Annotated in this window: 25 protein-coding genes; 9 read left to right on the forward strand and 16 right to left on the reverse strand. The window is 68.6% G+C overall.

From position 1 onward, the window contains the following. Positions 1-37: 37 nt before the first annotated feature. From ACT541_RS07940 to moaA, 4 genes are all read right to left on the reverse strand, one after another. A complete protein-coding gene (locus tag ACT541_RS07940) occupies positions 38-643 on the reverse strand; it encodes a TRAP transporter small permease subunit (RefSeq protein ID WP_476135679.1) in 606 nt (201 codons plus the stop codon). 185 nt (positions 644-828) lie between these two features. Then, positions 829-1,905: a DUF475 domain-containing protein gene (locus ACT541_RS07945; RefSeq protein ID WP_476135681.1), complete on the reverse strand. Its 1,077-nt coding sequence runs from the start codon at positions 1,903-1,905 to the stop codon at positions 829-831. Positions 1,906-2,010: 105 nt separating this feature from the next. Then, positions 2,011-2,907 carry a DMT family transporter gene (locus ACT541_RS07950; protein ID WP_476135683.1) on the reverse strand — a complete coding sequence of 299 codons (897 nt, stop codon included), beginning with the start codon at positions 2,905-2,907 and terminating at the stop codon, positions 2,011-2,013. 183 nt (positions 2,908-3,090) lie between these two features. After that, positions 3,091-4,122: a GTP 3',8-cyclase MoaA gene (moaA, locus tag ACT541_RS07955; RefSeq protein WP_476135685.1), complete on the reverse strand. Its 1,032-nt coding sequence runs from the start codon at positions 4,120-4,122 to the stop codon at positions 3,091-3,093. A gap of 126 nt (positions 4,123-4,248) precedes the next feature. On the opposite strand from moaA, the gene ACT541_RS07960 reads away from it, so the two are divergent. Continuing rightward, positions 4,249-4,614: a gamma-butyrobetaine hydroxylase family protein gene (locus tag ACT541_RS07960; protein WP_476135687.1), complete on the forward strand. Its 366-nt coding sequence runs from the start codon at positions 4,249-4,251 to the stop codon at positions 4,612-4,614. A gap of 106 nt (positions 4,615-4,720) precedes the next feature. Here ACT541_RS07960 and ACT541_RS07965 read toward each other — a convergent pair whose 3' ends face one another. After that, positions 4,721-5,332: a L,D-transpeptidase gene (locus ACT541_RS07965; RefSeq protein WP_476135689.1), complete on the reverse strand. Its 612-nt coding sequence runs from the start codon at positions 5,330-5,332 to the stop codon at positions 4,721-4,723. Positions 5,333-5,663: 331 nt separating this feature from the next. On the opposite strand from ACT541_RS07965, the gene ACT541_RS07970 reads away from it, so the two are divergent. Further along, the gene (locus ACT541_RS07970; protein WP_476135691.1) at positions 5,664-6,752 is read left to right on the forward strand and encodes a DUF2336 domain-containing protein; all 1,089 of its coding nucleotides are present in this window, start codon (positions 5,664-5,666) and stop codon (positions 6,750-6,752) included. A gap of 194 nt (positions 6,753-6,946) precedes the next feature. Here the strand turns inward: ACT541_RS07970 and fba are convergent, their stop codons facing one another. From fba to ACT541_RS07985, 3 genes are all read right to left on the reverse strand, one after another. After that, positions 6,947-8,011 (reverse strand): class II fructose-bisphosphate aldolase, encoded by a 1,065-nt coding sequence (gene fba / locus ACT541_RS07975; protein ID WP_476135692.1) that lies wholly within the window; start codon positions 8,009-8,011, stop codon positions 6,947-6,949. A gap of 188 nt (positions 8,012-8,199) precedes the next feature. Then, entirely contained in the window at positions 8,200-10,206 is a 2,007-nt protein-coding gene (gene tkt / locus ACT541_RS07980; protein WP_476135693.1) for a transketolase, read from the reverse strand. 661 nt (positions 10,207-10,867) lie between these two features. Continuing rightward, the gene (locus tag ACT541_RS07985) at positions 10,868-11,884 is read right to left on the reverse strand and encodes a class 1 fructose-bisphosphatase (RefSeq protein WP_476135695.1); all 1,017 of its coding nucleotides are present in this window, start codon (positions 11,882-11,884) and stop codon (positions 10,868-10,870) included. A 216-nt stretch (positions 11,885-12,100) separates the two neighbouring features. Here ACT541_RS07985 and ACT541_RS07990 point away from each other — a divergent pair, with 216 nt between their 5' ends. The 3 genes from ACT541_RS07990 (at position 12,101) to ACT541_RS08000 (ending at position 15,484) form a co-directional block, all read left to right on the forward strand. Beyond that, positions 12,101-12,844, forward strand: coding sequence for an LbetaH domain-containing protein (locus ACT541_RS07990; protein WP_476135697.1), 744 nt, complete (start codon positions 12,101-12,103; stop codon positions 12,842-12,844). Between the two features lie 52 nt (positions 12,845-12,896). Continuing rightward, positions 12,897-13,685 carry a sterol desaturase family protein gene (locus ACT541_RS07995; RefSeq protein WP_476135698.1) on the forward strand — a complete coding sequence of 263 codons (789 nt, stop codon included), beginning with the start codon at positions 12,897-12,899 and terminating at the stop codon, positions 13,683-13,685. A gap of 167 nt (positions 13,686-13,852) precedes the next feature. Continuing rightward, positions 13,853-15,484 carry a fumarate hydratase gene (locus ACT541_RS08000; protein WP_476135700.1) on the forward strand — a complete coding sequence of 544 codons (1,632 nt, stop codon included), beginning with the start codon at positions 13,853-13,855 and terminating at the stop codon, positions 15,482-15,484. 747 nt (positions 15,485-16,231) lie between these two features. On the opposite strand, the gene ACT541_RS08005 is transcribed toward ACT541_RS08000, so the two are convergent. From ACT541_RS08005 to ACT541_RS08035, 7 genes are all read right to left on the reverse strand, one after another. After that, the gene (locus ACT541_RS08005; protein WP_476135702.1) at positions 16,232-17,041 is read right to left on the reverse strand and encodes an anti-sigma factor family protein; all 810 of its coding nucleotides are present in this window, start codon (positions 17,039-17,041) and stop codon (positions 16,232-16,234) included. Further along, on the reverse strand, positions 17,038-17,550 hold the full coding sequence (locus tag ACT541_RS08010) for a sigma-70 family RNA polymerase sigma factor (protein ID WP_476135704.1): 513 nt from the start codon (positions 17,548-17,550) through the stop codon (positions 17,038-17,040). The genes ACT541_RS08005 and ACT541_RS08010 overlap by 4 nt, the downstream gene beginning before the upstream one ends. A gap of 41 nt (positions 17,551-17,591) precedes the next feature. Continuing rightward, entirely contained in the window at positions 17,592-17,987 is a 396-nt protein-coding gene (locus tag ACT541_RS08015) for a COG4315 family predicted lipoprotein (protein WP_476135706.1), read from the reverse strand. Positions 17,988-18,101: 114 nt separating this feature from the next. After that, positions 18,102-18,341, reverse strand: coding sequence for a hypothetical protein (locus ACT541_RS08020; protein ID WP_476135707.1), 240 nt, complete (start codon positions 18,339-18,341; stop codon positions 18,102-18,104). Positions 18,342-18,666: 325 nt separating this feature from the next. Next, positions 18,667-19,509 (reverse strand): S-formylglutathione hydrolase, encoded by an 843-nt coding sequence (gene fghA, locus ACT541_RS08025; protein ID WP_476135708.1) that lies wholly within the window; start codon positions 19,507-19,509, stop codon positions 18,667-18,669. Positions 19,510-19,520: 11 nt separating this feature from the next. Beyond that, positions 19,521-20,648, reverse strand: coding sequence for an S-(hydroxymethyl)glutathione dehydrogenase/class III alcohol dehydrogenase (locus tag ACT541_RS08030; RefSeq protein WP_476135710.1), 1,128 nt, complete (start codon positions 20,646-20,648; stop codon positions 19,521-19,523). Positions 20,649-20,671: 23 nt separating this feature from the next. Then, positions 20,672-20,950, reverse strand: coding sequence for a metal/formaldehyde-sensitive transcriptional repressor (locus tag ACT541_RS08035; RefSeq protein WP_476135712.1), 279 nt, complete (start codon positions 20,948-20,950; stop codon positions 20,672-20,674). A gap of 154 nt (positions 20,951-21,104) precedes the next feature. On the opposite strand from ACT541_RS08035, the gene rpe reads away from it, so the two are divergent. Beyond that, positions 21,105-21,797 carry a ribulose-phosphate 3-epimerase gene (rpe, locus tag ACT541_RS08040; RefSeq protein ID WP_476135714.1) on the forward strand — a complete coding sequence of 231 codons (693 nt, stop codon included), beginning with the start codon at positions 21,105-21,107 and terminating at the stop codon, positions 21,795-21,797. Between the two features lie 171 nt (positions 21,798-21,968). Here rpe and gph read toward each other — a convergent pair whose 3' ends face one another. After that, entirely contained in the window at positions 21,969-22,640 is a 672-nt protein-coding gene (gene gph, locus ACT541_RS08045) for a phosphoglycolate phosphatase (RefSeq protein WP_476135715.1), read from the reverse strand. Between the two features lie 208 nt (positions 22,641-22,848). Between gph and rpiA the strand changes: the two genes are divergently transcribed. The 3 genes from rpiA to gorA all read left to right on the forward strand — a co-directional run bounded on the left by rpiA (position 22,849) and on the right by gorA (position 25,607). Then, entirely contained in the window at positions 22,849-23,544 is a 696-nt protein-coding gene (gene rpiA, locus ACT541_RS08050) for a ribose-5-phosphate isomerase RpiA (protein ID WP_476135717.1), read from the forward strand. A 62-nt stretch (positions 23,545-23,606) separates the two neighbouring features. Beyond that, positions 23,607-24,104, forward strand: a complete 498-nt coding sequence (locus ACT541_RS08055; RefSeq protein WP_476135719.1) for a DUF2059 domain-containing protein — start codon at positions 23,607-23,609, stop codon at positions 24,102-24,104. 120 nt (positions 24,105-24,224) lie between these two features. Continuing rightward, on the forward strand, positions 24,225-25,607 hold the full coding sequence (gene gorA / locus ACT541_RS08060; RefSeq protein WP_476135720.1) for a glutathione-disulfide reductase: 1,383 nt from the start codon (positions 24,225-24,227) through the stop codon (positions 25,605-25,607). Positions 25,608-25,628: the final 21 nt, after the last annotated feature.

Here is a 25,628-nt window from a genome sequence, read left to right on the forward strand (position 1 = left end):
AGCGGATCGCAGGAAGCGATCGACGCTGCGGGCGAGATCAGTGCTTCGCCGCGGCCTTTTCGGCCTCGGCGAGGGCGAGCAGACGTTCGGCTTCCGCCTCGGCCGAGGCGTGATGGCCGCCGGCCGCGTGGGCGTCCTCGATCAGGCCGCGCATCACGGCGACCCGCTTGATCAGTTCCGAGATCGCCTGCACCAGCAGCACCGCGAAGCCGAGGACGATCAGCGCCTTGGCCGGATACTGCGGCAGCCCGCCGGCCGAGAACGACTGCTCGTTGATCCGCCAGGAGCGCAGGAAGAACGGGACGCCGGTGTAGAGGAAGATGCCGACCATCGGCAGCAGGAAGAAGATGTGGCCGACCAGTTCGATGACGTTGCGGGTCGTCTTCGACAGGGTCGAGTTCACGATGTCGATGCGGATGTGTTCGTTGGCCTGCAGCGTCCACGAGGCGCAGAGCAGGAAGACGGCACCGAACAGCACCCATTGCAGCTCGAGCCAGGTGTTGGACGATGCGTCGAAGATCTTGCGGATGATCGCGTTGACCGTGGAGACCAGCACGGCGGCGACGATGAGCCAGGCGGCCCAGCGTCCGAGCGCGGCGGTCGCTTGGTCGACCTTGCGCGAAAAGGCAATGAGTGCGTTCAAAGAGACGTCCTCCCTCGTCCTTCGAGCCTTGCTCCGACGCTCGCGCGTTCTCCCCGGTGGCAGGCCCGTTTCGGATCCCTGCCACCTATAGCAAGGCGTTGGACGGAGTCCTAGCCTTTGGACAAGGTCTCGAAAAAAGAACGATCGTTCGTGATGCGGGAGGGCCGCGAAAAACGGCCGGACGCTCAATCGTCGGCGGGAATCTGCCCTGCATCGACCCTTCGGTTGTGGCGGATCGAGGAGATCAGCGACAGGCCGATCAGCGCCGCGCCACCGAGCCCGGTGACCACCTCGGGGATGTGGATCAACACCTGCGCGAACATCACCACGGCGAGTACGAAGACCGAGTAGAAGGCACCGTGCTCGAGGTAGCGGTAGGCGGTCAGCGTGCCGCGATCGACCAGCATGATGGTGAGCGAGCGCACGTACATGGCGCCGATGCCGAGGCCGATGGCGATGACGAAGAGGTTCTGGCTGAGCGCGAAGGCGCCGATGACGCCGTCGAAGGAGAACGAGGCGTCGAGCACCTCGAGATAGAGGAAGGCGCCGAGCCCGCCCTTGGCCGCCTCGCCGAGCGTGCGCTGCGTCGCGTCGATCAGGCCGCCGAGCACTTCGACGGCGAGGAAGGTCAGGAGCCCGTAGAGCCCGGCCCGCAGGAACACCGGCTGGGCGGCCGGGTCGAGCAGCTCGGAGAAGCCGAGCAGGAAGGCGAGCACGACCGCGATCTCGATGCCCTCGACCGTGGCGAAGCGCGCCATGTTCCGCTCGAGGCCGACGATCCAGTGGACGTCCTTCTCCTGGTCGAAGAAATAGGTCAGCCCCACCATCATCAGGAACGTGCCGCCGAAGGCGGCGATCGGCAGATGGGCGTCGGTCATGATGCGGGCGTATTCCTCCGGCCGCGCGGCTGCCAGCCGCAGGGCCTCGAGCGGCCCGATGTGGGCGGCGGCGGCCACGATGGCGAGCGGGAAGACGATCCGCATGCCGAAGACGGCGATGACGATGCCCCAGGTGAGGAAGCGTCGGCGCCAGATCGGCGTCATGGACTTCAGCTTGTTGGCGTTGACGATGGCGTTGTCGAAGGAGAGCGAGATCTCGAGGACCGCCAGCACCGCGCAGATGAAGAACAGCGTCGCGGCACCGGAGAGCGTGCCGGTGGTGCGCCACCCGAGCCATGCCCCCAGCGCCAGCCCGAAGGCGGTGACCGCGAAGGCCCAGAGAAAGTAGCTCACGGTCGAGCGGGCGGCGGTCGTCTCGGGCATCACGGTCTCCGGCGGGGTCGCTCTCATGTCGGGTGCCGGCGCGCCTTCGTCAAGACGGCGAGGCCCCGCTTTTTGCCGCATTGCGGCATCGACCGGCGAGGACCGTCACGCCGTTCCGCGGGCGCGCCTCTCCTGGGCGAAGGAGTAGAGCCCGGTTCCCACCACGATCGCGCCGCCGACCAGCGTCGCCGGATCGGGGAAGTCGCCGAAGAGCAGCAGGCCCCAGATCATCGCCCAGACCAGCAGCGTGTAGCGATAGGGCGCGATCGCCGAGGTCTCGGAGAGCTGTGTCGCCCGGATCAACATGGAATATCCGGTGATCAGCGCCCCCGCGGTGACGGCGAGCAGCGCCAGTTGCCCGGGCGTCGGCCAGGACCAGACCGTGACGTTGGAGACGGCGGTCTCGAAGGGAATCAGCGTTAGGCCGAGCAGCGACACCGCGACCGCCGTCGTCAGCGTCACCAGGGAGGTCGGCAGGCTGGTGCCGAGCCGCGCGGTGGAGATGTCGCGCACCACCACGAAGGCGACCGACACGAGGACCCAGATCGAGTTCGGCTCGAACCCGGCGAGGCCTGGTCTGACGATGATCGTCACCCCGAGGAAGCCGATGGCGATGGCGATCCAGCGCCGCGCCCCGACCGTCTCGCCGAGGAACACCGCCGCGCCGATCGTCATGGCGAGCGGCGTCGCCTGGAACACAGCCGAGACGTTGGGCAGCGCCACGTGGACCAGCGCCATCAGATAGAACAGCGTCGCCCCGAGCTCGCCGACGAGACGCAGCCCCATCCGCGCGTCGAAGAGGTCCCGCACCCGCCTCCACGACCCGTCGCGCAGCACGAAGAGCGCCACCGCCGCGGTGGCGAAGAGCCCGCGCACGAAGATGGTCTCGCCGAGCGGCAGCGTCTGCGTCGCGATCTTGGTCAGCGCGTCCGACAGGTTGAAGGCCGACATGGCGATCGCCATGGAAACGATGCCGCGACGGTTGTCGCGCAGATGGGGCATGGGGCCTCGGCGGGGGCTCGCGGGCTGCGGAAGACTGCTGATAGCCTTTCGCAGGGTGGCCTGCCACGCCGCGCGAGGGAATCCGCCCTGCATGCCGCGCGGCGTGATGTGCGCCAGGCGAACTCCGCAGATGGCCTGCGAACGAAGAACGGCCCCGACGCCCCGTTTCGGGGCGCCGCCGTCTCAGCCGCCGGTCGTGTTCATGTGCCGGTGCAGCACGGAATCGCCGATGGCCCGGTCGATGACGAAGTCGTGGCCCTTCGGTTTGCGGGCGACCGCGCCGCGCACCGCCTCGATCAGCGGCGCGTCGTCGTCCGGCGAGGCGCGCAGCACCGAGCGCAGGTCGACGCTGTCGTCCTGGCCGAGGCACATGTAGAGCGTGCCGGTGCAGGTCAGGCGGACGCGGTTGCAGCTCTCACAGAAATTGTGCGTCATCGGCGTGATGAAGCCGACGAGGCCGCCGGTCTCCTCGACCCGCACGTAACGCGCCGGCCCGCCGGTCGACCGGTCGACGTCGGTCAGCGTCCAGCGCCGCTCGAGCCGCTCGCGCACCACCGACAGCGGCAGATACTGATCGGCCCGCTCGCCGCCGATCTCGCCGAGCGGCATGGTCTCGATCAGCGTCATCTCCATGCCGCGCTCGTGGGCGAAGGCGACGAGGCGCTCGTATTCGTCCTCGTTGAAGTCCTTCACCGCGACGGTGTTGATCTTGATCTTCAGCCCTGCCGCCAGCGCCGCGTCGATGCCGGCGAGCACCGGTCCGATTTCGCCCCAGCGGGTGATGGCGCGGAACTTGTCCGGATCGAGCGTGTCGAGCGAGACGTTGATCCGGCGGATGCCGTGGTCGACCAGCTCGCGCGCCTTGGCGGCGAGCTGCGAGCCGTTGGTGGTCAGCGTCAGCTCGTCGAGTTCGCCGGTCGAAAGATGCCGGCCGATGTCGGCGATCAGGTTGGTGATTCCCTTCCGCACCAGCGGTTCGCCGCCGGTCAGGCGGATCTTGCGGGTGCCGAGGTTCACGAAGATCCGGCACAGCCGCGACAGTTCCTCGAGGCTGAGGACGTCGCGCTTGGGCAGGAAGGTCATGTCTTCCGACATGCAGTAGTGGCAGCGGAAGTCGCAGCGGTCGGTGACGGAGACGCGCAGATAGCGGATCGTTCTCCCGAACGGGTCCACCAGCGTCTCGCGCCCGGTTGCCGTCTGATCGATCACGTTCATGCGCTTTCCTCGAATGTCTCTCCGCAGACGGACCATATGGCGCGCGACGCCGCCGTCAACCCGCCGCTTGCCGCAGACCAGTGGACGTTCTATTGGGCAGAGACATCCGAAGGGAGAAACCGAGTGATGAGCGAAGCCGCCGACTGGCCGACCGAACTGCGCCTGACCAAGGATCGCCGCACCCTGATCGTCGCCTTCGAGGACGGTCGCCGCCACGAACTCTCCGCCGAGATGCTCCGCGTCATGAGTCCCTCGGCCGAGGTCCAGGGCCATTCCCCGTCCGAGCGCAAGCTCGTCGCCGGCAAGCGCAAGGTCGAGATCATCGGCATCGAGGAGGTCGGCAACTACGCCGTCCGCCTGACCTTCGACGATCTGCACTCCTCCGGCATCTACACCTGGGCCCACCTCGCCGAGTTCGGCCGCGACGGCGAGATGCTGTGGGCGGACTATCTCGCCGAGCTCGAGGCCGCGGGTCTCACGCGCGACCGCTGAGGCCCGCGCGACCGCAGAGGCCGCGCCGCGACGGCCCGGGAGCCTCGAAACGAAAGAAGCCGGCGATCGCTCGCCGGCTTCTCGAATGTCGCGACGGATCGTCGGATCAGTTGATCACGACCACGCGAGCGCCGACCTTGACGCGCTCGTAGAGGTCGGTGACGTCGTCGTTGGTCATGCGGAAGCAGCCCGAGGACACGGCCTGACCGATGGTCCACGGCTCGTTCGAGCCATGGATGCGGTAGTAGGTCGAGCCGATGTACATGGCGCGGGCGCCGAGCGGGTTCTCCGGGCCACCGGCCATGTAGGCGGGCAGGTGCGGCTGGCGGCGGCGCATTTCCGGAGGCGGGGTCCAACCCGGCCATTCGGCCTTGCGGGTCACCGAGTGGGTGCCGCCCCAGGCGAAGCCCGGACGACCGACGCCGATGCCGTACTTCAGCGCCTTGCCGTCGCCGAGCACGAGATAGAGACGACGCTCGGAGGTCTTCACGACGATCGTGCCGGCCGCGTAGCCACCGTCGAACGAGACGACCTCGCGCGGGATGGGCGTGTAGTTGGGGGCGGCGGACGAATAGCTCGTCGCACCCGGACCTTCGACGATGTTGCCGAGCGCGTCGTAACGCGTCTGGACCGCCGGATTGAATTCCGCGCCGGCCGGGATGGACAGGGACAGGGTCCCGATCGCAACAGCCGCCGCCACAAGCATAGACCTGCTCATGCCGCCCTCATGTATGCCGAATGAAAAAGCAATCGGGGAGGCTGCCCGCCCCGGTCGACCTCATATTGGCCGAACCGGACGGTACGGGGCAAGCCGTAGACCGGTCTCGGGATGCGTGTTCCGACGGAGGCGGGCGAGTTTAGGGGCGCCTGTGTCGCCCCTGCAACGGCGCGGTGCCGTCGACGGTGACGGATTCGTCCAGATTCGATATCTTTCTGGGCGATCCGGCGGATCGTTCCGATTTCGCGAACGGTCTCTTAAGGCTCCGTGCCGACTATGACGTGACGATAGTGTTTGAACGCGGCGCCACCGCGACGGGGCGGACGACGACATGGACATCGAAGCCGACCGGCTCTTCGACATCGCGCGCGACCGCAGTTCGGCCGCGCGTGGGCGTCTGCTGACGCTCCTGACCGGTCTGGTGCTGGGCGACGTCGGCCATGCTTCGCGCGAACGCGACATCTTCTTCGACATCGTCCGTGACCTGATCGAGCACGTGCCACAGGCCGATCGCGAGCGCCTGTCGCAGATCGCCGCCGATCTCGAACACTTCCCGCACGACCTCCTGATGCGGCTCGCCGTCGACGACATCGCGGTGGCCGAGCCGGTGCTGGCGCGCGCCGTCGGCTTTCTCGACGACGATCTGATCGACCTCGCCACCCGCTGCGGCAACGACCATCGTGCCGCCATCGCGGTGCGCCGGGTGGTGTCGCGTCGGCTCTCCCGCGTGCTGGTGCGCCTCGGCGACGGCGAGGTGCTGCGCCGGCTCGGCGCCAATCGCGGCGCCGAGTTCTCCGACGACGACATCCACGCGCTGCATCTGCGCTCCGAGAGCGACCCCGTCCTGCGCAACGCGCTCAACGCTCGCGACGACCTGCGCGACGCCCTCCTGCGCGTCCTGCGCCGGATGATGGAGCGCGCCGTCGGTGAGGTTCGACCGCGCAGCCGCGGCCTGTCGGCTCACGGTGATCTCCATCCCGTCCATACCGTCGGCGACGTCCCGGCTCCCGTCGAGGAAGAGGCTGCCGCCGCGAAGCCCCGGGATGCGGACCTCGGCGTCGCCGTGCTGGTCGAAAACGTCCGGCGCGGCACCCGCTCCGTCGATGCGGTGGTGGTCGAACTCGCCGACGCCGATCGCCATGCCGATCTCGCCCGCTTCCTCGGCACCATGGCCGACATCGACGAGAGCGGCGTTCTGCGCGTCCTGGTGCGCGCCGACGTCGACGGCATCGCGCTGCTCGCCGGCGGCCTCGCCATCGCCGAAGCCGCCTTCGAACGCCTGATCGAGCTGCGCCGCCGCCGGCTGCGGTTCTCCGCCACCCAGGTGAAGTGGGAACGCGAGGCCTATCGCAAGCTCGATCGCGAGAACGCCCGCGCCACCCTCGACCAGCTCGGCCGCCATCGTCGCTCGGTGGCGTGACGCCGCCCTTCGTTCTCGCCGCGCTCTCTTCCGACGATCCGCCGAAAAACAACGCCGCCGCGGATCGCTCCGCGGCGGCGCCTCTCCCGGGCGGCGCGGGTTGATCCCACGCCCGTCTCCTCGAAGGTCGCGCCGGGTCTGCCCGGCGGCGAATGTCGTTCAGGGGGCGCCCCGCTGCCGGGGCGCCGACCCGATCACTTGACGATCTGCGCCAGCTTGCCCGAGGCATAGGCGGCGGCGATGTCCTCGAGCGGGGCCGGCTTGATCTTGTCGGCCTGACCGGCGGCGCCGAAGGCCTCGTAGCGCGCCTTGCAGACCGCCGAGGCGGCCTTCTGGGCTTCGGCGTTGTACTTGCGCGGGTCGAACTCGCCCGGCTTGGTGGCGAAGACGCGCCGCACGGCGGCGGTCATGGCCAGACGCAGGTCGGTGTCGATGTTGACCTTGCGCACGCCGTACTTGATGCCCTCGACGATCTCCTCGACCGGAACGCCGTAGGTCTCCTTCATGTCGCCGCCGTACTTGCGGATCTCCTCGAGCAGTTCCTGGGGAACCGAGGACGAACCGTGCATCACCAGATGGGTGTTCGGGATGCGGGCGTTGATCTCCTTGATGCGGTCGATGGCGAGGATGTCGCCGGTCGGCTTCTTGGAGAACTTGTAGGCGCCGTGCGACGTGCCGATGGCGATCGCCAGAGCGTCGACCTGGGTCCGCTTGACGAAGTCGGCGGCCTGATCCGGGTCGGTCAGGAGCTGCTCGCGGGTCATGGTGCCCTCGGCGCCGTGCCCGTCCTCCTTGTCGCCCTTCATCGTCTCGAGCGAACCCAGAACGCCGAGTTCGCCTTCGACCGACACGCCGATCGAGTGGGCGAAGTCGACCACCGTGCGGGTGGTCTCGACGTTGTATTCGTAGGTGGCGACGGTCTTGCCGTCGGCCTGGAGCGAACCGTCCATCATCACCGAGGTGAAGCCCGAACGGATCGCCGCCTGGCAGATCGCGGGGGAGGCGCCGTGATCCTGATGCATGACGACCGGGATCTCGGGATAGGCCTCGACGGCGGCCTGGATCAGGTGGCGCAGGAACTGCTCGCCGGCATATTTGCGCGCGCCGGCCGAGCCCTGGAGAATGACCGGGCTCCGGGTCTCGCGGGCCGCCTCCATGACGGCACGAACCTGCTCGAGGTTGTTGACGTTGAAGGCCGGCAGGCCGTAGCCGTTCTCTGCGGCGTGGTCGAGCAACTGGCGCATGGAAACGAGCGGCATCGGGGTCTCCTCATTCTGTTCGAGTGCGAAGCCGAACGCGGCCCCGCTCGACTACGTCCGAGTTAGAACCCCGGACGCCTCCATTCAAGTGGAACGTTCGACCATCGCGAAATTCCCCGTCGGTGAAACGACGGAGAAACTTCGCCGCAGTGCAAGAAGTTGCCTCCACTGCGGCGAATTTCTTCGAATTACCCGGCGATGCGGCGCACCGTCGCGGCAACGTTGTCGACGGTGAAGCCGAAGAGCGGCCACAGAACCTTCTCCGGCGCGCTCTCGCCGAAGCGATCGATGCCGATGACGGCGCCGTCGCGGCCGGCGAGCTTCCACCAGCCGCGGGTGACGCCGGCCTCGACCACGACGGTCGGCAGACGGCCGAGCACGGCGGCCTGTTCGTCGGCCGGGCGACGCTCGAAGGCCTCGACGCAGGGCATCGAGACGACGCGGACCGAAAGGCCCTCCGCCTCGAGCTGCTTCTGGGCGGCGACGGCGAGCTGCACTTCCGAGCCGGTCGCCACGATCACCGCCTTCGCCGCGGTCTTCGGCTCGACCAGCACGTAGCCGCCCTTGGCGACGTCGGCGAGCTGGGCGGCGTCGCGCGGCTGATGCGGCAGGTTCTGGCGGGTCAGCAGCAGCGCCGACGGACCGTCGGTACGGCTGACCGACGACAGCCACGCCACCATCGTCTCGACCGCGTCGCAGGGACGCCAGACGTCGAGGTTGGGGATGACGCGCAGCGCCTCGGCGTGCTCGACCGGCTGATGGGTCGGGCCGTCTTCGCCCAGACCGATCGAGTCGTGGGTGTAGACGTGCACCACCTTCTGCTTCATCAGCGCCGACATGCGCACCGCGTTGCGGGCGTAGTCGGAGAAGACGAGGAAGGTCGCGACGTAGGGAATGAAGCCGCCGTGCAGCGCCATGCCGTTGGCGATCGCCGTCATGCCGAACTCGCGCACGCCGTAGAGCACGGCGTTGCCGGCCGGATCGCGGGTGATCGCGGTCTGGCCCTTGTAGTTCGTCAGGTTGGAATGCGTCAGGTCGGCCGAGCCGCCCATGAATTCCGGCAGCTTCGGACCGAGCACGCCGAGCGCGTTCTGGCTGGCCTTGCGCGACGCGATGGTCGCCGCCTCGGCGTCGACCGCGGCGAGCGCGGCCTTCGCGAACGTGTCGAAGTCGGCCGGGAGCCGGTGGTTCACGCGGCGGTCGAACTCGGCGGCGAGGTCGGGATGGGCCTTGGCATAGCCGGCGAAGAGCGCTTCCCAGTTGCCCGAGAGCTCGGCGCCGCGGGTGGTGCGATCCCACTCGGCGTAGACGTCGTCCGGGATCTCGAAGGGCGCGAAGGGCCAGTTCATCGCGGCGCGGACGCCGGCGATCTCCTCGGCGCCGAGCGGCGCGCCGTGGCAGCCCTCGGTGCCCTGCTTCTTGGGCGCACCCTTGCCGATGACGGTCTTGGCCTGGATCAGGGTGGGCTTGGAGACTTCCGCGATCGCGGCCTTCATGGCGGCGTCGAGGGCGACCGGGTCGTGGCCGTCGACGTTGCGCACCACGTGCCAGCCGTAGGCTTCGTAGCGGGCGCAGACGTCCTCGCCGAACCACTCGGCGACCTTGCCGTCGATCGAGATGCCGTTGTCGTCCCAGATCACGTTGAGCTTGCCGAGGCCGATGGTGCCGGCGAGCGAGGAGACCTCGTGGCTGACGCCCTCCATCAGGCAGCCGTCGCCGACGAAGACCCAGGTGCGATGGTCGACGATCTCGTGGCCCGGACGGTTGAACTGCGCGGCGAGCGTGCGCTCGGCGATGGCCATGCCGACGCCGTTGGCGATGCCCTGGCCGAGCGGACCGGTGGTGGTCTCGATGCCGGGCGTGTAGCCGTACTCGGGATGACCCGGGGTCTTGGAATGGAGCTGGCGGAAGTTCTTGATGTCTTCGATCGAGACGTCGAAGCCGGTCAGGTGCAGCAGCGCGTAGTTCAGCATCGAGCCGTGGCCGTTCGACAGCACGAAGCGGTCGCGGTTCGGCCAGGTCGGCTTCTTCGGGTCGACGCGCAGATGCTCGCGCCACAGCACGCTGGCGATCTCGGCCATGCCCATCGGGGCGCCGGGATGGCCGGACTTGGCCTGTTCGACCGCGTCCATCGCGAGGGCGCGGACGGCGGCGGAAACCTTCCAGGTCAGGGCGTCGGTCACGGGCTTGTTCATCTCGTCGTCTCCCGGTCCCCGCCGTCCCGTTGATCGGGATCGCGACGGGTTCACGCTGCACTCGTGCCCGCGGGCGGGTCTTTCCGACCATCGCGGACGAGCGGCGGATTTCCGCCGCTCCACGTGCTGGTCAACCGCCAGACCCTGCGACGAAAGTCAACCTCCGAAGTTGGAAAGATCGCCGCGGTCCCCGACCGCCCGAAGGCATCTCCGGATCATAATGAATGATATTGCATAAACGATAATAGTTGCAAGATGAATACGCGTCGCGACAACGTCGGCGCCCTGAGTAGAACCGCTCCGCGCCGCGCGAAGAGGGCTCGAAGAGCGCGCCGGCGCAGGGCGCGATCGATTGAACGGGCATCGCGACGGATTTCGTCGCGCAGACGACTATGCCGCGCGGCCGGCTCGCCGTGGTTCATGCTCGCGCGGGCGCATTCGAAGGCAACCGCGACAAGTCTCGTCCCGACACCACGTCATGGCTGTCCCGACGATATTGCACGTGACCGCGAAGCGAGCTTCGAGCCTACGCGGTTCTACTTTCATCGCCGTGTCGGGCACTTGTTCGCGACACACGCGCCGCCGAGTCGCCGAACGGAGACGCCCGTGGACCTCGAGATCCGCGGGCGCCTCGAATGATCGGGACGTCGTCCCCTCCGCCTCACTCGGCGGCGGCTTCGATCTCGTCCTCGTCGACGAGGTGATGGCTCTCGATGCGCTCGACCTCCTCGCGGCTGCCGAAGATCAGCGGGATGCGCTGATGCAGGATGCGCGGCTCGAGGTCGAGCAGGTTCTCGTTGCCGGTCGAGACCGCGCCGCCGGCCTGTTCGACCACCCAGCCGATCGGGTTCGACTCGTAGATCAGCCGCAGACGGCCCTCGTCGTAGCCCTTGCGCTTGTCGGCCGGGTAGAGATAGACGCCGCCGCGCACCAGGATGCGGTGGCCGTCGGCGACGAGGCTGCCGACCCAACGCATGTTGGTGTCTTCGCCGCGGGCGCCCTCGGCGCCGTGGACGCATTCGTCGATGTAGCGCTGCGTCGGCTCGTTCCAGTGGCGCCGGTTCGACGAGTTGATGGCGAATTCCTTGGTCCGCGGCGGGATGCTCATCGCCCGGTTGGTGCAGATGAAGGTGCCGCGACGACGGTCGAGGGTGAACATCTGCGTGCCCGAGCCGAGCGTCATCACCAGCGTCGTCTGCGGCCCGTAGAGGATGTAGCCGGCGGCGAGCTGGTCGCGGCCCTTCTGCAGGAAGGCGTCGTGGGTGTGCGGGTCGACGTGGTCGGGCGCGCGCAGCACCGAGAAGATCGTGCCGATCGACACGTTGGTGTCGATGTTCGACGAGCCGTCGAGCGGGTCGACCGCCACCAGCAGCGTGCCGTCGTGGTGGATCGCGGTCGGGTGATCGAGCTCCTCGGAGGCGATCGCCGCGACCGGCGCGCGACGGCAGGCCTCGATCAGCAGGTCGTTGGAATGGACGTCGAGGAACTTCTGCACCTCGCCCTGGACGTTCTCGGTCATCGCGGCGGCGAGCTCGCCGGCGAGCGGGCCGTCGGAGACCAGTGCGGCGATGTCGCGGCCGGCGTCGGCCAGCGCATGGACGGTGGCTGCGATGTCCTGCTTCAGGGAATCGCCGCCCGCCCACTTCTCGAGGAACGAATAGAGGCTCTCGTTCTTCATCGTCGTCTCCCTGACCTGACCCCGCGCGACACCGCGCCCCTCGAGGTGATGTGTCGCATCGCCCCTCAAATGCCCTCGCGCCACGTTCTTCGCAACCGCGAAAAGCCAGTCGCGCGATGGTATTCGCTCCGCACTTCGTCGATATCGTGGATTCACGAAGGCCTTTTGACGCGACGAGTTGCGTAATTCCGTCAAGTCTGCAAGAAATTCCCCGTCATGACCCGAACGCCCGTTCCGCCCTCGAGCCCCTCGAGCTCGCCCGCGCCCTCCGACCGAGCCCCCGCCGACCGGGCGCACGGCGACGAGGGACTGCCGTCGCATGTCCGCAAGAAGCGGCTGGGGGCGAAGCCGCTGGTCCACGAGACCGCCGTCACCCGCGACAGCCGCTTCGGCAAGTTCGTCAAGATCGGCGCCCGCACGACGATCATCGAGACGGATTTCGGCGACTATTCCTACGCGGTGAACGACTGCGAGATCGTCTATGCGACCATCGGCAAGTTCGTCTCGATCGGCGCACTGGTCGGCATCAATCCCGCCAACCACCCGTGGGAGCGGGCGGCGCAGGCGCATTTCACCTATCGCTCCTGGCAGTATTTCGAGGACGTCGCCGACGAGATCGAGGAGTTCGACCGCCGCCGCGCCGAGCGGGTGACGATCGGCCACGACGCCTGGATCGGCCGCGCCGCGATCGTCCTGCCGGGCCGCACCGTCGGCAACGGCGCCATCGTCGGCGCCGGCGCCGTCGTGACGAAGGACGTCGCGCCCTATACGATCGTCGCCGGCAACCCGGCGAAGCCGATCCGCCGCCGCTTTTCGGAGGAGACGGCGGTGCGTCTGGAGCGGCTGGCGTGGTGGAACTGGCCGCACGCGGTGCTGCGCCGCGCCGTGCCGGACTTCCGGGCCCTGTCGGCGGAGGCCTTCCTCGACAAGTGGCAAGAGATCGCCGCGACGCTGCGGTGAGCGGGCGGGGCGTGCCCGACGGGCGACCTCTCGCGAGAGGGCGGAGAAGCGCATGAACGTGGTCGACGTGATCCGCGAGGCGACCCGCCTCGGCTCGCCCCTCGCGATCTTCGCGGTGCTCTGGGCGGCGAGCGCGGTCGTCCTCGCGATCGTCTTCGTCGCCGTCGGTCTCGCCTACGAATTCGCCAATCGCCGCCGTCCCGACACCAAGGTGCAGCCCGCCGTCCACGCGACCCGCCGCCGCGCCGAACTCGCCTCGGCGCCGGCCTCGATCGCGATCGTCGCCGGCTGCTTCGCCTTGGGCCTCTTCGCGCAAGGCATGGGCTGGACCATGGCACCGATGGCGGCGACCTGGTGGTCGGTGCCGCTGTGGGTCGGCCTCGGCATCGTCCTCTACGACGCGTGGTTCTATTGGGCTCACCGGCTCGGCCACGTCGGCGTCTTCCGCAAGTTCCACGGCCGCCACCACCTGAGCCCGGCGCCGACCCCCTGGGCACATCACTCCGAGACGATCGGCGACGCGATCCTGTTGCAGGCCTTCTTCGCGATCCTGCCCTTCGTGCTGCCGGTGCCGCCGATCGCGTTGATCCTGCACAAGCTCTACGATCAGGCGAGCGGCGTCGTCGGCCATGCCGGCCACGAGTATTTCGCCTCGCCCCTCGCCCGCGCGCCCTGGCCCCTCGCCAGCACCATCTTCCACGACCAGCACCACTCGGCCGGCGAGGTGAACTTCGCCCACACCTTCACGTTCTGGGATCGCTGGGCCGGCACCCTCCACCCCGACTACGACCGCACCGTCGACGCCTTCGTCGCCGCGGACGCCGCGCGCCGCGCCGCTTGAGCACGGGCTCCTTCGATCGCGACGTCGTTCGGCGTCCGACCAATCGCTGCCTTGGCGGCGTCCCGGAACCGTTCTAGAACCTCCGCCGGGCGCGACCGCCGGTCGCAGGCCCGTCCCGGGCCGGCCGTCGCGCCCGAGATCCCAGATCCCACGGGAGACCTTCGACGATGACCACCGAGACCCCGGCTTTCCAGTATTCCGAGATGTTCCCGCACGGCCCCGACGAGACGCCGTGGCGCAAGCTCACCTCGGACTTCGTGAAGGTCGAGACCTTCCAGGGCGAGGACATGCTGGTGGTCGATCCGGCGGCGCTGAAGCTGCTCGCCGAGACCGCGCTGGGCGAGATCTCGCACTATCTGCGCCCCGGTCATCTCGAACAGCTGGCCAAGATCCTGAAGGACCCGGAGGCGACGTCGAACGACAAGTTCGTGGCGCTCGATCTCCTCAAGAACGCCTGCATCTCGGCCGGCGGTGTGCTGCCGATGTGCCAGGACACCGGCACCGCCATCGTCATGGGCAAGAAGGGACGCCGGGTCTACACGCGGGGCGGCGACGAGGCGGCGCTGTCGGAAGGCGTGCGCGACGCCTACCTCAAGCGCAATCTGCGTTACTCGCAGCTCGCGCCGATCACCATGTTCGAAGAGAAGAACACCAAGAACAACCTGCCGGCGCAGATCGACATCTACGAAGAGGGCGAGGACGCCTACAAGTTCCTCTTCATGGCCAAGGGCGGCGGCTCGGCCAACAAGACCTATCTGGTCCAGGGCACGCCCTCGCTGCTGACCCATGACCGCCTGATGGAGGTGCTGAAGAAGCAGATCCTCGGCCTCGGCACTGCCGCCTGCCCGCCCTATCACCTCGCCATCGTCGTCGGCGGCACCTCGGCCGAGCAGAACCTCAAGACGGTGAAGCTCGCCTCCGCCCGTTATCTCGACGACCTGCCGACCAAGGGCACCGAGCTCGGCCACGCCTTCCGCGACCTCGAGCTCGAGGAAGAGGTGCACAAGCTCACCCAGTCGCTCGGCGTCGGCGCCCAGTTCGGCGGCAAGTACTTCTGCCACGACGTCCGCGTCATCCGTCTGCCGCGCCACGGCGCCTCGCTGCCGATCGGCATCGGCGTCTCCTGCTCGGCCGACCGCCAGTGCCTCGGCAAGATCACGAAGGACGGCGTCTACATCGAGCAGCTCGAGCACGAGCCGGCGAAGTTCATGCCCGAGTTCGACGAGAGCGAACTGTCGGGCGACGTGGTGCAGATCGACCTCAACCTGCCGATGGCCGAGATCCTGGCGACGCTGTCGAAGTACCCGACCAAGACGCGCCTGTCGCTCTCCGGCCCGATGATCGTCGCCCGCGATCTGGCGCATGCCAAGATCCGCGAGCGGCTGGAGAGCCAGCAGCCGATGCCGGACTACTTCAAGAACCACCCGGTCTACTACGCCGGCCCCGCCAAGACGCCGGAGGGCATGGCCTCGGGCTCCTTCGGCCCGACCACGGCCGGCCGCATGGACAGCTACGTCGACCAGTTCCAGTCCTTCGGCGGCTCGATGGTGATGCTCGCCAAGGGCAATCGCTCGGCGGCGGTGACGACCGCGTGCAAGACCCACGGCGGCTTCTACCTCGGCTCGATCGGCGGCCCGGCGGCGCGTCTGGCGCAGGACTGCATCAAGCACGTCGAGGTGCTCGAGTACCCGGAACTCGGCATGGAAGCGATCTGGAAGATCGAAGTCGAGAACTTCCCCGCCTTCATCGTCGTCGACGACAAGGGGAACGACTTCTTCAAGGAGTTGAACCTCGGCTGAGGCTGAAGCGGCGTCGACATAGCCCATGGCATTCAGGTCGACGAGGGTCGACGTCTGATCAAACTTTGCCACACTGAAGAGACGCCGCCGCGGAGCAATCCGTTGCGGCGTATTTTCCCGTGGACGACGACGTCAGTGGGGCACGAACGTCTTGCAATCGAGGATTGGTTGAGGCCAAATTGAACTACCTTGGCATCGGATAACCGGACCTGAGCATGCGCTGCTTGGCCCTTCGGCCCGATGTCATGGCCTTGGCCTGTGGAGCTGCGGGCACCTAGACGGATGTCGAAGTGTGCCTTGAGGGAGTGATTCTCTCGGGCAACCGATGGCGCGCAGGAGCGCACCAAGGGCTGTTCGATGTCGTTCGCGACGATGGAGAGCAGACCGATGCACCCGTGAACGGCGGGTTGTTCCGTTCGACGGGCATGTACACGAAACCTTTTGGTTCCGTGCGCACGGGCCGGAGGTTTTTCCCATGCGGAAGAACACCTCGGTGTCCGTCACGGTCAAGGTCGACTTGGCTGCTTGCCTTCGGGCGTTGGCGGCTCTGGTCTACCTTTTGATGTGATGACGAGCGGTGGCCGGGCAACCGGCCGCCGCTTCTTCTCGTCGTTGCACGCCACTGACAGATCTCGCGACACACCATCGCGAGCTATGGTGCGTCTTTCCAAAATGATGACTGTGGCCAGCCTTCCAAAGAATCTGAGGCTCTATCCGGCTCCTACGGAGCGACATGCTCCGCTCCACTCACCCCGCCCGCGGCGCATCCCCGTCGAGGCCGCGGAAGATCGCCTCGGCGATCGGCAGCAGGCGGTCGCGATCGGTCGCCGCGGTCACCGCGAAGCCCCAGCCGCGATCGATCCAGGCGAAGGTCGAGGTCGCACCCTCGGAGCGGAACCGGAAGGCGGTGGTATCGCCGCCCGGCGTCGCCTGCACCCACAGCGTCAGCCGTCCGCCGGCCGCGTCCTCGTACATCAGCTGCGCCGCCGCCCGCTCGCCGGCGGGAAGCAGCCGCCCGCCGATCAGCTTCCAGCCGAAGCGGCCGAGATCGGGCGCGACGATCGGCCGACCGAGGCGCTTGGAGAGCCAGCCGAGGAGATGCGTCTCCTCGCTGGCGCGCACCTCGACCGGATGCACCACCTCCGCCACGAACAGCCGATGCGCCGCGCTCGCCTCCTCGGCGACGATCATCGGCACCGGTGCGACGGGGGCGGCAGGGGAGGGCGCGGCGAGGCGCATCGACAGCCCGCCGACGAGGGCGCCGGCGGCGAAGACCACCAGCGCTGCGGCGATCGCCCGCATCCGCGAGAGGCTGCGCCGACGGTTCGCCTCGCGGATGTTGGCGATGCGCAGGCGGCTGGGGATGGGCTCGTCGGCGATCGGGGCGAGCTGTTCGCGAAGCGCCGCGCGGTCGCGCGTCTCCGCGGCGATGCGTTCGGCGAGCGCCGGGTCTTCGCCCATCCGGGTGGCGAGGAGAGCGGCGCGATCGGGGGCGAGGCGGTCGTCGACCGCCGCCACCAGATCGTCTTCGCCGATGGGAGACCGGAGATCGGTCATTTCACTCTCCTGAGAAGCGTCGTCCGTCCGGTCTCGATCAGGCCCCTGAGCCTCTGGCGCCCGCGCGCCAGCCGCGACATCACGGTGCCGATCGGAATGCCCATCACCTTCGCCGCCTCTTCGTAGCTCAGGTCCTCGACGCCGACGAGGAGCAGCAGCGCCTTCTGCTCTTCGGGAAGCAGATCGAGCGCGGCGAGCGCGTCGCGGGCACCGAGGCCGGTCTCCTGATCGGGGGGAAGGGCGGGTTCGTTGCTCTCGTCGATCTCGACCGCTACCCCGCGTCGGCGTCCGCGGCGGATCTCGTCGAGATGGAGATTGCGCAGGATGGCGAAGAGCCAGGGCCGGGGATCGTCGGCGGAGCGCCGCATCCACCAGCGGGCGAGGGCACGCTCCAGCGTGTCCTGCACCAGATCGTCGGCGCGGTCGGCATCGCCGGTCAGCGCGCGGGCATGGCGGCGCAGCGCCGGGATCAGGGGTTCGAGCACGCGTGCGGCATCGTCGCTCGCCATTCGCTCTCCTCCTCCCCCGTCTCGGCGCCCGCCATCATGCCTCAGGGACGCGCCAGGCTCCAGGCGCCGTTGAGGAAGCCGTCGCCGGTGGTGTCGCCGGGCTTGGTGTCCTTCGTCCAGGCGTAGAGCGGCTTGCCCTTGTAGGCCCACTGCTTGGCGCCGTCGTCGCGGGTGATCACGGTCCAGTCGCCCATCGCCTTGGCGTCGGCGCTCGCCGCGAGCGGCGGCCAGTTGGTGGCGCAGGGACCGTTGCAGGCCGACTTGCCGTCGGCGTCCTTGGCGAAGGTGTAGAGCGACATGCCCTTGGCGTCGGTCAGCACCTTGCCCTTCTCGGTGGTCCCGACCATCGCCGGATCGGCGGCGAAGGCGACACCGGAGAGGCCGGCGATGACGAGAGCGGAAGCGAGGAGGGCGGAACGCAGCAGGGAGTGGGACATGGGGGGTCTCCTTCGTTGGTATGCCTGACGAAGGAGAGACGTCGAGGGGCTACGGATTATTCCGTATCGACCGAACTTTTTTCGTCACCGCGTCGAAGACCGCTCGGCTCCGGATCAGCGGTGCCACGGCGATTTGGTGCCCGCCCGCCCGGTGAACGGATTGCGATTGCCCCGGGTCGACCAATTGTCGGAGCGCGTATGGTTGGGATTGGTCCTGTGGTGGCTCTGCACGTGAGTGCCGCGGTGCGTCGTATAGGAGCGGACGTGATGGTATCCGCCGCTGCTCCTCGCTTCCGCCGGAGCGACGGCGAGTGCCACGAAGAGCCCGAGTACGACGGTGGTGACGAAGCGCATGACGGATCTCCCTGTTTCGAGGGAGACATCCTTCGCGTTCGGTTCGGGCGCATTCAACGAACCGGAAACAATCGAGAATTGTAAAAACGGAAACTTCGCCCAGATCGAGGCGTTGCCGCATCCCCACCCTCCCATCAGGGGAGGAGGGCCCGCAGGGCCGGGCGGGGTTCGGTGTTTCGGCATGGTGGAGCGCTCGATGGAAAGAGCACGAGCGCCTCGCGTGGCTTTACACCCACCCCTGCCCCTCCCCCGAGGGGAGGGGAAAGCCGCGCCGCTGGCGCCGTCGGCCGAGCCCCACGCAGGCAGGGCTCTCGTACGCCCCGCTTCACCCCAGCCGTTCGGCGTGCCACCGGAGGTGATCGGCGATGAAGCTGGCGATGAAGAAATACGAGTGGTCGTAGCCCTCCTGCCGGCGCAGCGTCAGCGGCATCTTCGCCTTCTCGCACGCCGCTTCCAGCAGGTGCGGCTTCAGCTGCGCCTCGAGGAAACCGTCGGCGGTGCCCTGGTCGACGAGCAGGCCCGGCAGCCGCGCTCCGTCCTCGATCAGGGCGCAGGCGTCGTATTTGCGCCACTGCGCCCGATTGGGGCCGAGATAGCCCGTCAGCGCCTTCTCGCCCCAGGGGCAGTTCATCGGCGAGACGATCGGGGCGAAGGCCGAGACCGAGGCGAAGCGCGACGGCTCCCGCAGCGCAATCGTCAGCGCCCCGTGGCCGCCCATCGAATGGCCCATGATGCCCTGCCGCATCATGTCGGCCGGCAGCTCCCGCCCGACGAGCCCCGGCAGCTCGTGCTCGAGCCACGAGCGCATGCGGTAGTGCTTCGCGAAGGGCTCGACGGTCGCATCGACGTAGAACCCCGCGCCGAGGCCGAAGTCGTAGGCGCCCTCCGGATCGTCCGGCACGCCCTCGCCGCGCGGCGAGGTGTCCGGCGCGATCAACATCAGCCCGCGCTCGGCGGCGACGCGCTGGGCGCCCGCCTTCACCGTGAAGTTCTCCTCGGTGCAGGTGAGCCCGGAGAGGAACCAGACGACCGGCACCGGCCGCCGTTCCGCCGCCGGCGGCACGAAGACCGAGAAGCGCATGTCGCAGCTCGTCTCGGTCGAGGCGTGTTTGTAGACGAACTGCGTGCCGCCGAAGCACTTGGCGGCGGAGACCTGTTCGAGAGCCATAGTTCGTCTCCTCAGAACACCACCACCGAGCGGATCGACTTGCCTTCGTGCATCAGGTCGAAGGCGGTGTTGATCTCGGGAAGAGGCATGGTGTGGGTGATCAGACTGTCGATGTCGATCTTGCCCTCCATGTACCAGTCGACGATCTTCGGCACGTCGGTGCGCCCGCGCGCGCCGCCGAAGGCCGAGCCCTTCCAGACGCGGCCGGTGACGAGCTGGAACGGCCGCGTCGAAATCTCGGTGCCCGAGGGTGCCACGCCGATGATGATGCTCTCGCCCCAGCCGCGGTGACAGCACTCGAGCGCCTGGCGCATGGTGTGGACGTTGCCGATGCACTCGAAGGAATAGTCGGCGCCGCCGTCGGTGAGGTCCTGGATCGCCTCGACCACCTTGTCGCGGCCGACCTCGTCCGGATTGACGAAATGCGTCATGCCGAACTTCCTCGCCATCTCCACCTTGGACGGGTTGAGATCGACGCCGATGATCTTGTCGGCGCCGACCATGCGGGCGCCCTGGATCACGTTGAGGCCGATGCCGCCGAGGCCGAAGACCACGACGTTCGAGCCCGGCCGGACCTTCGCCGTGTAGATCACCGCGCCGATGCCGGTCGTGACGCCGCAGCCGATGTAGCAGATCTTGTCGAAGGGGGCGTCTTCGCGGACCTTGGCCACGGCGATCTCCGGCAGCACGGTGAAGTTCGAGAAGGTCGAACAGCCCATGTAGTGGAAGATCTCGTTCTTGGTGCCGCCGACCGGCTCGCAGGAGAAGCGCGTCGTCCGGTCCGGCATCAGGCCCTGCCCCTGGGTCGAGCGGATCGCCGTGCAGAGGTTGGAGCGCTGCGACAAGCACGTCTTGCAGCCGCGACATTCCGGCGTGTAGAGCGGAATGACGTGGTCGCCCGGCTTCACCGAGGTGACGCCCGCGCCCACCTCGCGCACGATGCCGGCACCCTCGTGGCCGAGGATCGCCGGGAACTTGCCCTCCGAATCGAGGCCCGACAGCGTGTAGGCGTCGGTGTGGCAGACGCCGGTCGCCATGATCTCGATCAGCACCTCGCCGGGCTTCGGCCCGGAGATGTCGATCGTCTCGATGGTCAGCGGCTTGTTGGCCTCCCAGGCCACGGCGGCACGGCTCTTCATGGTCGTCCTCCCTCGGGTGTTGGTTATTTGAGATAGGTCTTGAGGATGCGCAGCACGCCGTCGAGTTCGGCGTCGGAGGCGACGTCGACGGGCGCCTCCGCGCGCGCCAGCGTCTCCTTGAGATGGCTTTCGATCACTTCCGCCATCAGCCCGCCGACCGCGCCGCGCAGCGCCGCGATCTGTTGCAGCAGGGGACTGCAGTCGGTCCCCGCCTCGATCGCGCGCCGCAGCGCCTCGACCTGCCCGGCGATGCGGGAAAGCCGCGTCAGGGCGCGCTTCTTGTCTTCCGGCGAATGCGGCATCGGCTCCTCCCGATGGGGGAAGCTTCGGCGAGGCCGGACGATCTGTCAACATACTCCGGGGAGTATATGGAGGGGCGGGTTCCGGGTTGACAGAACCGCCCTTTCGGCGCTTCGGTCGCGCCTTCATTCCTGCCGCCTCGCCATCGGAGCCGTCATGTCCGCGCTTGCCCCCGTCATCGCCCCGTCGATCCTCTCGGCCGACTTCGCCCGCCTCGGCGAAGAGGTGACGAACGTGCTCGCCGCCGGCGCCGACTGGATCCACTTCGACGTGATGGACAACCACTACGTTCCGAACCTGACCATCGGACCGCTGGTGCTCCAGGCGATCCGTCCGATCGTGAAGGCGCCGATCGACGTCCATCTGATGGTCGAGCCGGTCGATCGGATGATCGAGATGTTCACGGAAGCGGGCGCCGACATCGTCACCTTCCATCCGGAGGCGAGCGGCCACGTCGATCGGTCGCTCGACCTGATCAAGAAGAAGGGCGCCAAGGCCGGTCTGGTGCTCAACCCGGCGACGCCGCTCTCGACGCTCGACTGGGTGATGGACCGGGTCGACATGATCCTGCTGATGTCGGTCAACCCCGGCTTCGGCGGCCAGAGCTTCATCCCGCACGTGCTGGAGAAGGCGAAGCGCGTGCGCGACCTGATCGAGGCCTCGGGCCGCGAGATCCGCCTCGAGATCGACGGCGGCGTCAAGGTCGACAACATCGCCGAGATCGCGGCGGCCGGTGTCGACGCCTTCGTCGCCGGCTCGGCGATCTTCGGCAAGCCGGACTACGCCGGGATCATCGCGAAGATGCGCGCCGAGATCGCCCGCGGCCGCGGCGAGACGCTCGAGGCGTGATCCAAGCGGAGGCCCTTCATGCTGAGGTGCCCGACCGCAGGTCGGGCCTCGAAGCGCGAAGTGCCGAGTGGCACCGCCCGTCGAGGCTTCGCCCTTCGAGGCCCGGCTTTCGCCGGGCACCTCAGGGTGAAGCCGAACTGAAATGGGCTTTCGTCGCGGGAAGTGACCGCCTCACGCGATCCCGAACGTCGCCACCGTGTCGAAGAGCTGGTCGAACCGGTCGAGCACCGCGTCGGGGTGGTACTCGGCGACCGGCTTGTCGGTGTAGCCGAAGGTGAAGGCGACGACGGGGATGCCGGCGGCACGCGCCGTGGCGATGTCGGTGCCCGAATCGCCCACCATCACCGACCGCTTCGGATCGCCGCCCGCCCGCGCGATCGTGCCGAGGAGATGGGCCGGATCGGGCTTGCGGACCGGGAACGTGTCGCCGCCGCAGATCGCCGCGAAGCGCTGCGTCAGGCCGAGCGCGTCGAGGAGCTGCAGCGACAGACCCTCGAGCTTGTTGGTGCACACCGCGAGATCCCAGCCGGCGGCGACGAATCGGTCGAGCGCCGCCTCCATGCCCGGGAAGGGGCGGGAATGGACGGCGATCGATTCGCCGTAGAGCGGGATGAAGCGGGCGAAGAGCCGATCGAGCTTGTCGTCGGCCAGCGGCACCTCGGCGATGGCGAAGCCGCGCCGGATCATCGCCCGCGCCCCGGCGCCCAGAAGCGCTCCCGCATCGGCCCGCGTCATCGGCCGGACGCCTTCGTCGGCGAGGATGCGGTTGAGCGTCGCGATCAGATCCTCGGCGGTGTCGACGAGGGTTCCGTCGAGGTCGAGGACGAGCAGCGGTCGGGTCATCTCGGGTCTCCGAAAACGGGAGGCGGACACTAGCCGCCGCCGCGCTCGCGGGAAACCCCGCAGATTCCGACTGCGTCGGTTTCTCGCGCCGGCGCTTCGCACTGGCGAGGCGCGCGCCGCTGCGCTATGGAAACCGCGACGGGTCGGGCCGGGCCCGTCGGTGAGGAACCCGCGGGCCCGCCCGCGGATACGAGGAGAGACGCCGCGCATGAGCGCCGAGATGAAGAAGCGCGCCGCCGCCGCCGCCCTGGAGTTCGTCGAACCCGGCATGCGGCTCGGCATCGGCACCGGCTCGACCGCCGACGAGTTCACCAAGCTGCTCGGCGAGAAGGTCGCGAACGGCCTCGACATCATCGGCGTGCCGACGTCGGAGCGCACCCGGGTGCTCGCCGGCTCGCTCGGCATTCGCCTCGCCACCCTCGAGGACCTGCCCGAACTCGATCTGACGGTCGACGGCGCCGACGAGATCGGCCCCGGCCTGTCGCTGATCAAGGGCGGCGGCGGTGCCCATCTGCGCGAGAAGATCGTCGCCGCGGCCTCGGCCCGCATGGTTGTGATCGCCGACGAGACCAAGATCGTCGACATGCTCGGCGCCTTCCCGCTGCCGATCGAGGTCAACCGCTTCGGCCTGCGCGCCACCACCATCGCCATCGAGAAGGCGGCCGCCCGGCTCGGCCTCTCCGGCACGCTGGTCAAGCGCGTCAACAAGGCCGATGGGACCGATTTCGTCACCGACGGCGGCCATCTGCTGCTCGATGCATCATTTCGCCGAATTCCCGATCCATTGAGCCTCGCGCGCGCGCTGGTCGACATTCCCGGCGTCGTCGAGCACGGCCTCTTCCTCGGCATGGCGACCGCCGCCGTGGTGGCCCGCGCCGACGGCATCGACGTTCTGAAGCCCTGACACGAAGTCCTTTCCGCGTCGGCCTGCCGCCGACGCCCGAGACAGCCAACCGGAGCCTTCCGATGACCCGTTCCTTCGCCTCTCGCCTCGCTGCTGCCGCTCTCTTCGTCGGTCTCGTCCAGCCGGCCTTCGCGGACGACTACACCAAGGAGCACCTCGACGCGGCCAAGTCGGCGATCGAGGCGAGCCATGTCGGCGACGGTCTCGACAACATCCTGATCGGCGTCGCCCAGCAGACCAAGGCGGTGCTCGCCCGCACCAACCCGGCCCAGTCGAACCTGATCGACGAGCTGACCAACTCCGCCGCCCTCGAGCTGGCCGCCAAGCGCCCCGAGCTCGACAAGCAGATCCAGGAAGTCTGGGCCGCCCGCTTCTCCCAGGACGAGCTGAAGAAGATCGCCGAGTTCTACAACTCGCCGGTCGGCCAGAAGCTCTCCAAGGAGACCGCCTCGATGGTCCAGATGTCGGGCGTCGCCGCCCAGGTCTGGCAGGCCAAGATCGCCCAGGAGATGCTCGCCAAGGTGCGCGAGGCCGCCAAGGCCAAGGGCGTCAACCTCTGACGTTTCCGTCGCGGCGGGAAGCCGCCGCGAACGGGACGGTTCGGCGGGCCCGCTCCCGCCGCGACAGGCGTGAACGGGCGGGCCTGCCGCCCGCGGTGTGACCGATCGGCGGAGGGCCCGATGGCCGAGGCAAGCGACTTCGATCTCGACCTCTTCGTCGTCGGCGCCGGGTCGGGCGGCGTCCGGGCCGCCCGCATCGCGGCGACCCACGGCGCCCGCGTGGCGATCGCCGAGGACCGCGAGGTCGGCGGCACCTGCGTCATCCGCGGCTGCGTGCCGAAGAAGCTGATGGTCTATGCCGCCCGCTACGCCGACGACTTCGTCGACGCCCGCGGCTTCGGCTGGACGGTCGGCGAGACCGCGCACGACTGGTCGGCGCTGATCGCCGCCAAGGACCGCGAGATCACCCGCCTCGAGGGCGCCTATGTCGCCAATCTCGAACGCGCCGGCGTGACCATCCTGCGCGCCCGCGCCCGGCTCGACGGACCGCAGCGCGTCCGCCTCTCCGACGGCCGCACCTTCACCGCCCGCCACGTGCTGATCGCCACCGGCGGCACCCCGGTGCGCGACGGCGGCTTCCCCGGATCGGAACTCGCCGCGACCTCGGAGGAGGTCTTCCACTGGCCGCAGCGCCCCGAGCGCGTGGTGGTGGTCGGCGGCGCCTATGTGGCGCTGGAATTCGCCTCGCTGCTCGCCGGCCTCGGCTCGAAGGTGACGGTGCTCTACCGCGGCGAGGAGATCCTGCGCGGCTTCGACGGCGAGGTCCGCGCCCATGTCCACGCGGCGCTGGTCGCCCGCGGCCTCGACGTCGTCACCGGCGACACGCCGGCGGCGCTCTCCCGCGAGGCCGACGGTTCCCTCCGCCTCGAGACCCGCGCCGGCCGGGTGATCGCCGCCGACGCGGTGCTGCTGGCGATCGGCCGCAGGCCGGCGACGAAGGATCTCGGCGTCGAGACGACGGATCTCGCGCTTCGCCCCGACGGCTCGATCCCGGTGACCGGCGCGGCGGCGACCAATCTCCCCTGGCTCCACGCCGTCGGCGACGTCACCGGCCGCCCGGCGCTGACCCCGGTCGCCATCCGCGACGGCCATGCCTTCGCCGACGAGACCTTCGGCGGTCTCCCCCGCGAGGTGTCGCACGAGCTGATCCCGACGGCGGTCTTCACCACGCCGGAGGTCGGCACGGTCGGCGCCGGCGAGGAGGAGTTGCGCGAGGCGGGCATCGCGCACGCGATCTTCCGCTCGACCTTCCGTCCGATGCGGGCGACGCTCGCCGGGCGCGAGGAGCGCACCCTGATGAAGATCCTCGTCGGGGAGGCCGACGACCGCGTCCTCGGCGTGCACGTCGTCGGCCCGGATGCCGCCGAGATGGTCCAGCTGGTGGCGGTCGCCATGCGGATGGGCGCGAAGAAGGCCGACTTCGACCGCACCATGGCGCTCCATCCTTCGGCCGCCGAGGAACTGGTGACCATGCGCCAGCCTTCCGGCCACTGGCACCCGTGAGCGCACGGGACGGCGTGCGCC

The organism is Pinisolibacter sp. DMC100, from assembly GCF_056313705.1.

What these genes read in the sequence shown, in the direction of transcription:
- ACT541_RS07945 (WP_476135681.1), bottom strand. Translation starts at nt 1,905, where the DNA reads ATGCCCGAGACGACCGCCGCCCGCTCGACCGTGAGCTACTTTCTCTGG.
- ACT541_RS07950 (WP_476135683.1), bottom strand. Translation starts at nt 2,907, where the DNA reads ATGCCCCATCTGCGCGACAACCGTCGCGGCATCGTTTCCATGGCGATC.
- moaA (WP_476135685.1), bottom strand. Translation starts at nt 4,122, where the DNA reads ATGAACGTGATCGATCAGACGGCAACCGGGCGCGAGACGCTGGTGGAC.
- ACT541_RS07960 (WP_476135687.1), top strand. Translation starts at nt 4,249, where the DNA reads ATGAGCGAAGCCGCCGACTGGCCGACCGAACTGCGCCTGACCAAGGAT.
- ACT541_RS07965 (WP_476135689.1), bottom strand. Translation starts at nt 5,332, where the DNA reads ATGAGCAGGTCTATGCTTGTGGCGGCGGCTGTTGCGATCGGGACCCTG.
- ACT541_RS07970 (WP_476135691.1), top strand. Translation starts at nt 5,664, where the DNA reads ATGGACATCGAAGCCGACCGGCTCTTCGACATCGCGCGCGACCGCAGT.
- fba (WP_476135692.1), bottom strand. Translation starts at nt 8,011, where the DNA reads ATGCCGCTCGTTTCCATGCGCCAGTTGCTCGACCACGCCGCAGAGAAC.
- tkt (WP_476135693.1), bottom strand. Translation starts at nt 10,206, where the DNA reads ATGAACAAGCCCGTGACCGACGCCCTGACCTGGAAGGTTTCCGCCGCC.
- ACT541_RS07985 (WP_476135695.1), bottom strand. Translation starts at nt 11,884, where the DNA reads ATGAAGAACGAGAGCCTCTATTCGTTCCTCGAGAAGTGGGCGGGCGGC.
- ACT541_RS07990 (WP_476135697.1), top strand. Translation starts at nt 12,101, where the DNA reads ATGACCCGAACGCCCGTTCCGCCCTCGAGCCCCTCGAGCTCGCCCGCG.
- ACT541_RS07995 (WP_476135698.1), top strand. Translation starts at nt 12,897, where the DNA reads ATGAACGTGGTCGACGTGATCCGCGAGGCGACCCGCCTCGGCTCGCCC.
- ACT541_RS08000 (WP_476135700.1), top strand. Translation starts at nt 13,853, where the DNA reads ATGACCACCGAGACCCCGGCTTTCCAGTATTCCGAGATGTTCCCGCAC.
- ACT541_RS08005 (WP_476135702.1), bottom strand. Translation starts at nt 17,041, where the DNA reads ATGACCGATCTCCGGTCTCCCATCGGCGAAGACGATCTGGTGGCGGCG.
- ACT541_RS08010 (WP_476135704.1), bottom strand. Translation starts at nt 17,550, where the DNA reads ATGGCGAGCGACGATGCCGCACGCGTGCTCGAACCCCTGATCCCGGCG.
- ACT541_RS08015 (WP_476135706.1), bottom strand. Translation starts at nt 17,987, where the DNA reads ATGTCCCACTCCCTGCTGCGTTCCGCCCTCCTCGCTTCCGCTCTCGTC.
- ACT541_RS08020 (WP_476135707.1), bottom strand. Translation starts at nt 18,341, where the DNA reads ATGCGCTTCGTCACCACCGTCGTACTCGGGCTCTTCGTGGCACTCGCC.
- fghA (WP_476135708.1), bottom strand. Translation starts at nt 19,509, where the DNA reads ATGGCTCTCGAACAGGTCTCCGCCGCCAAGTGCTTCGGCGGCACGCAG.
- ACT541_RS08030 (WP_476135710.1), bottom strand. Translation starts at nt 20,648, where the DNA reads ATGAAGAGCCGTGCCGCCGTGGCCTGGGAGGCCAACAAGCCGCTGACC.
- ACT541_RS08035 (WP_476135712.1), bottom strand. Translation starts at nt 20,950, where the DNA reads ATGCCGCATTCGCCGGAAGACAAGAAGCGCGCCCTGACGCGGCTTTCC.
- rpe (WP_476135714.1), top strand. Translation starts at nt 21,105, where the DNA reads ATGTCCGCGCTTGCCCCCGTCATCGCCCCGTCGATCCTCTCGGCCGAC.
- gph (WP_476135715.1), bottom strand. Translation starts at nt 22,640, where the DNA reads ATGACCCGACCGCTGCTCGTCCTCGACCTCGACGGAACCCTCGTCGAC.
- rpiA (WP_476135717.1), top strand. Translation starts at nt 22,849, where the DNA reads ATGAGCGCCGAGATGAAGAAGCGCGCCGCCGCCGCCGCCCTGGAGTTC.
- ACT541_RS08055 (WP_476135719.1), top strand. Translation starts at nt 23,607, where the DNA reads ATGACCCGTTCCTTCGCCTCTCGCCTCGCTGCTGCCGCTCTCTTCGTC.
- gorA (WP_476135720.1), top strand. Translation starts at nt 24,225, where the DNA reads ATGGCCGAGGCAAGCGACTTCGATCTCGACCTCTTCGTCGTCGGCGCC.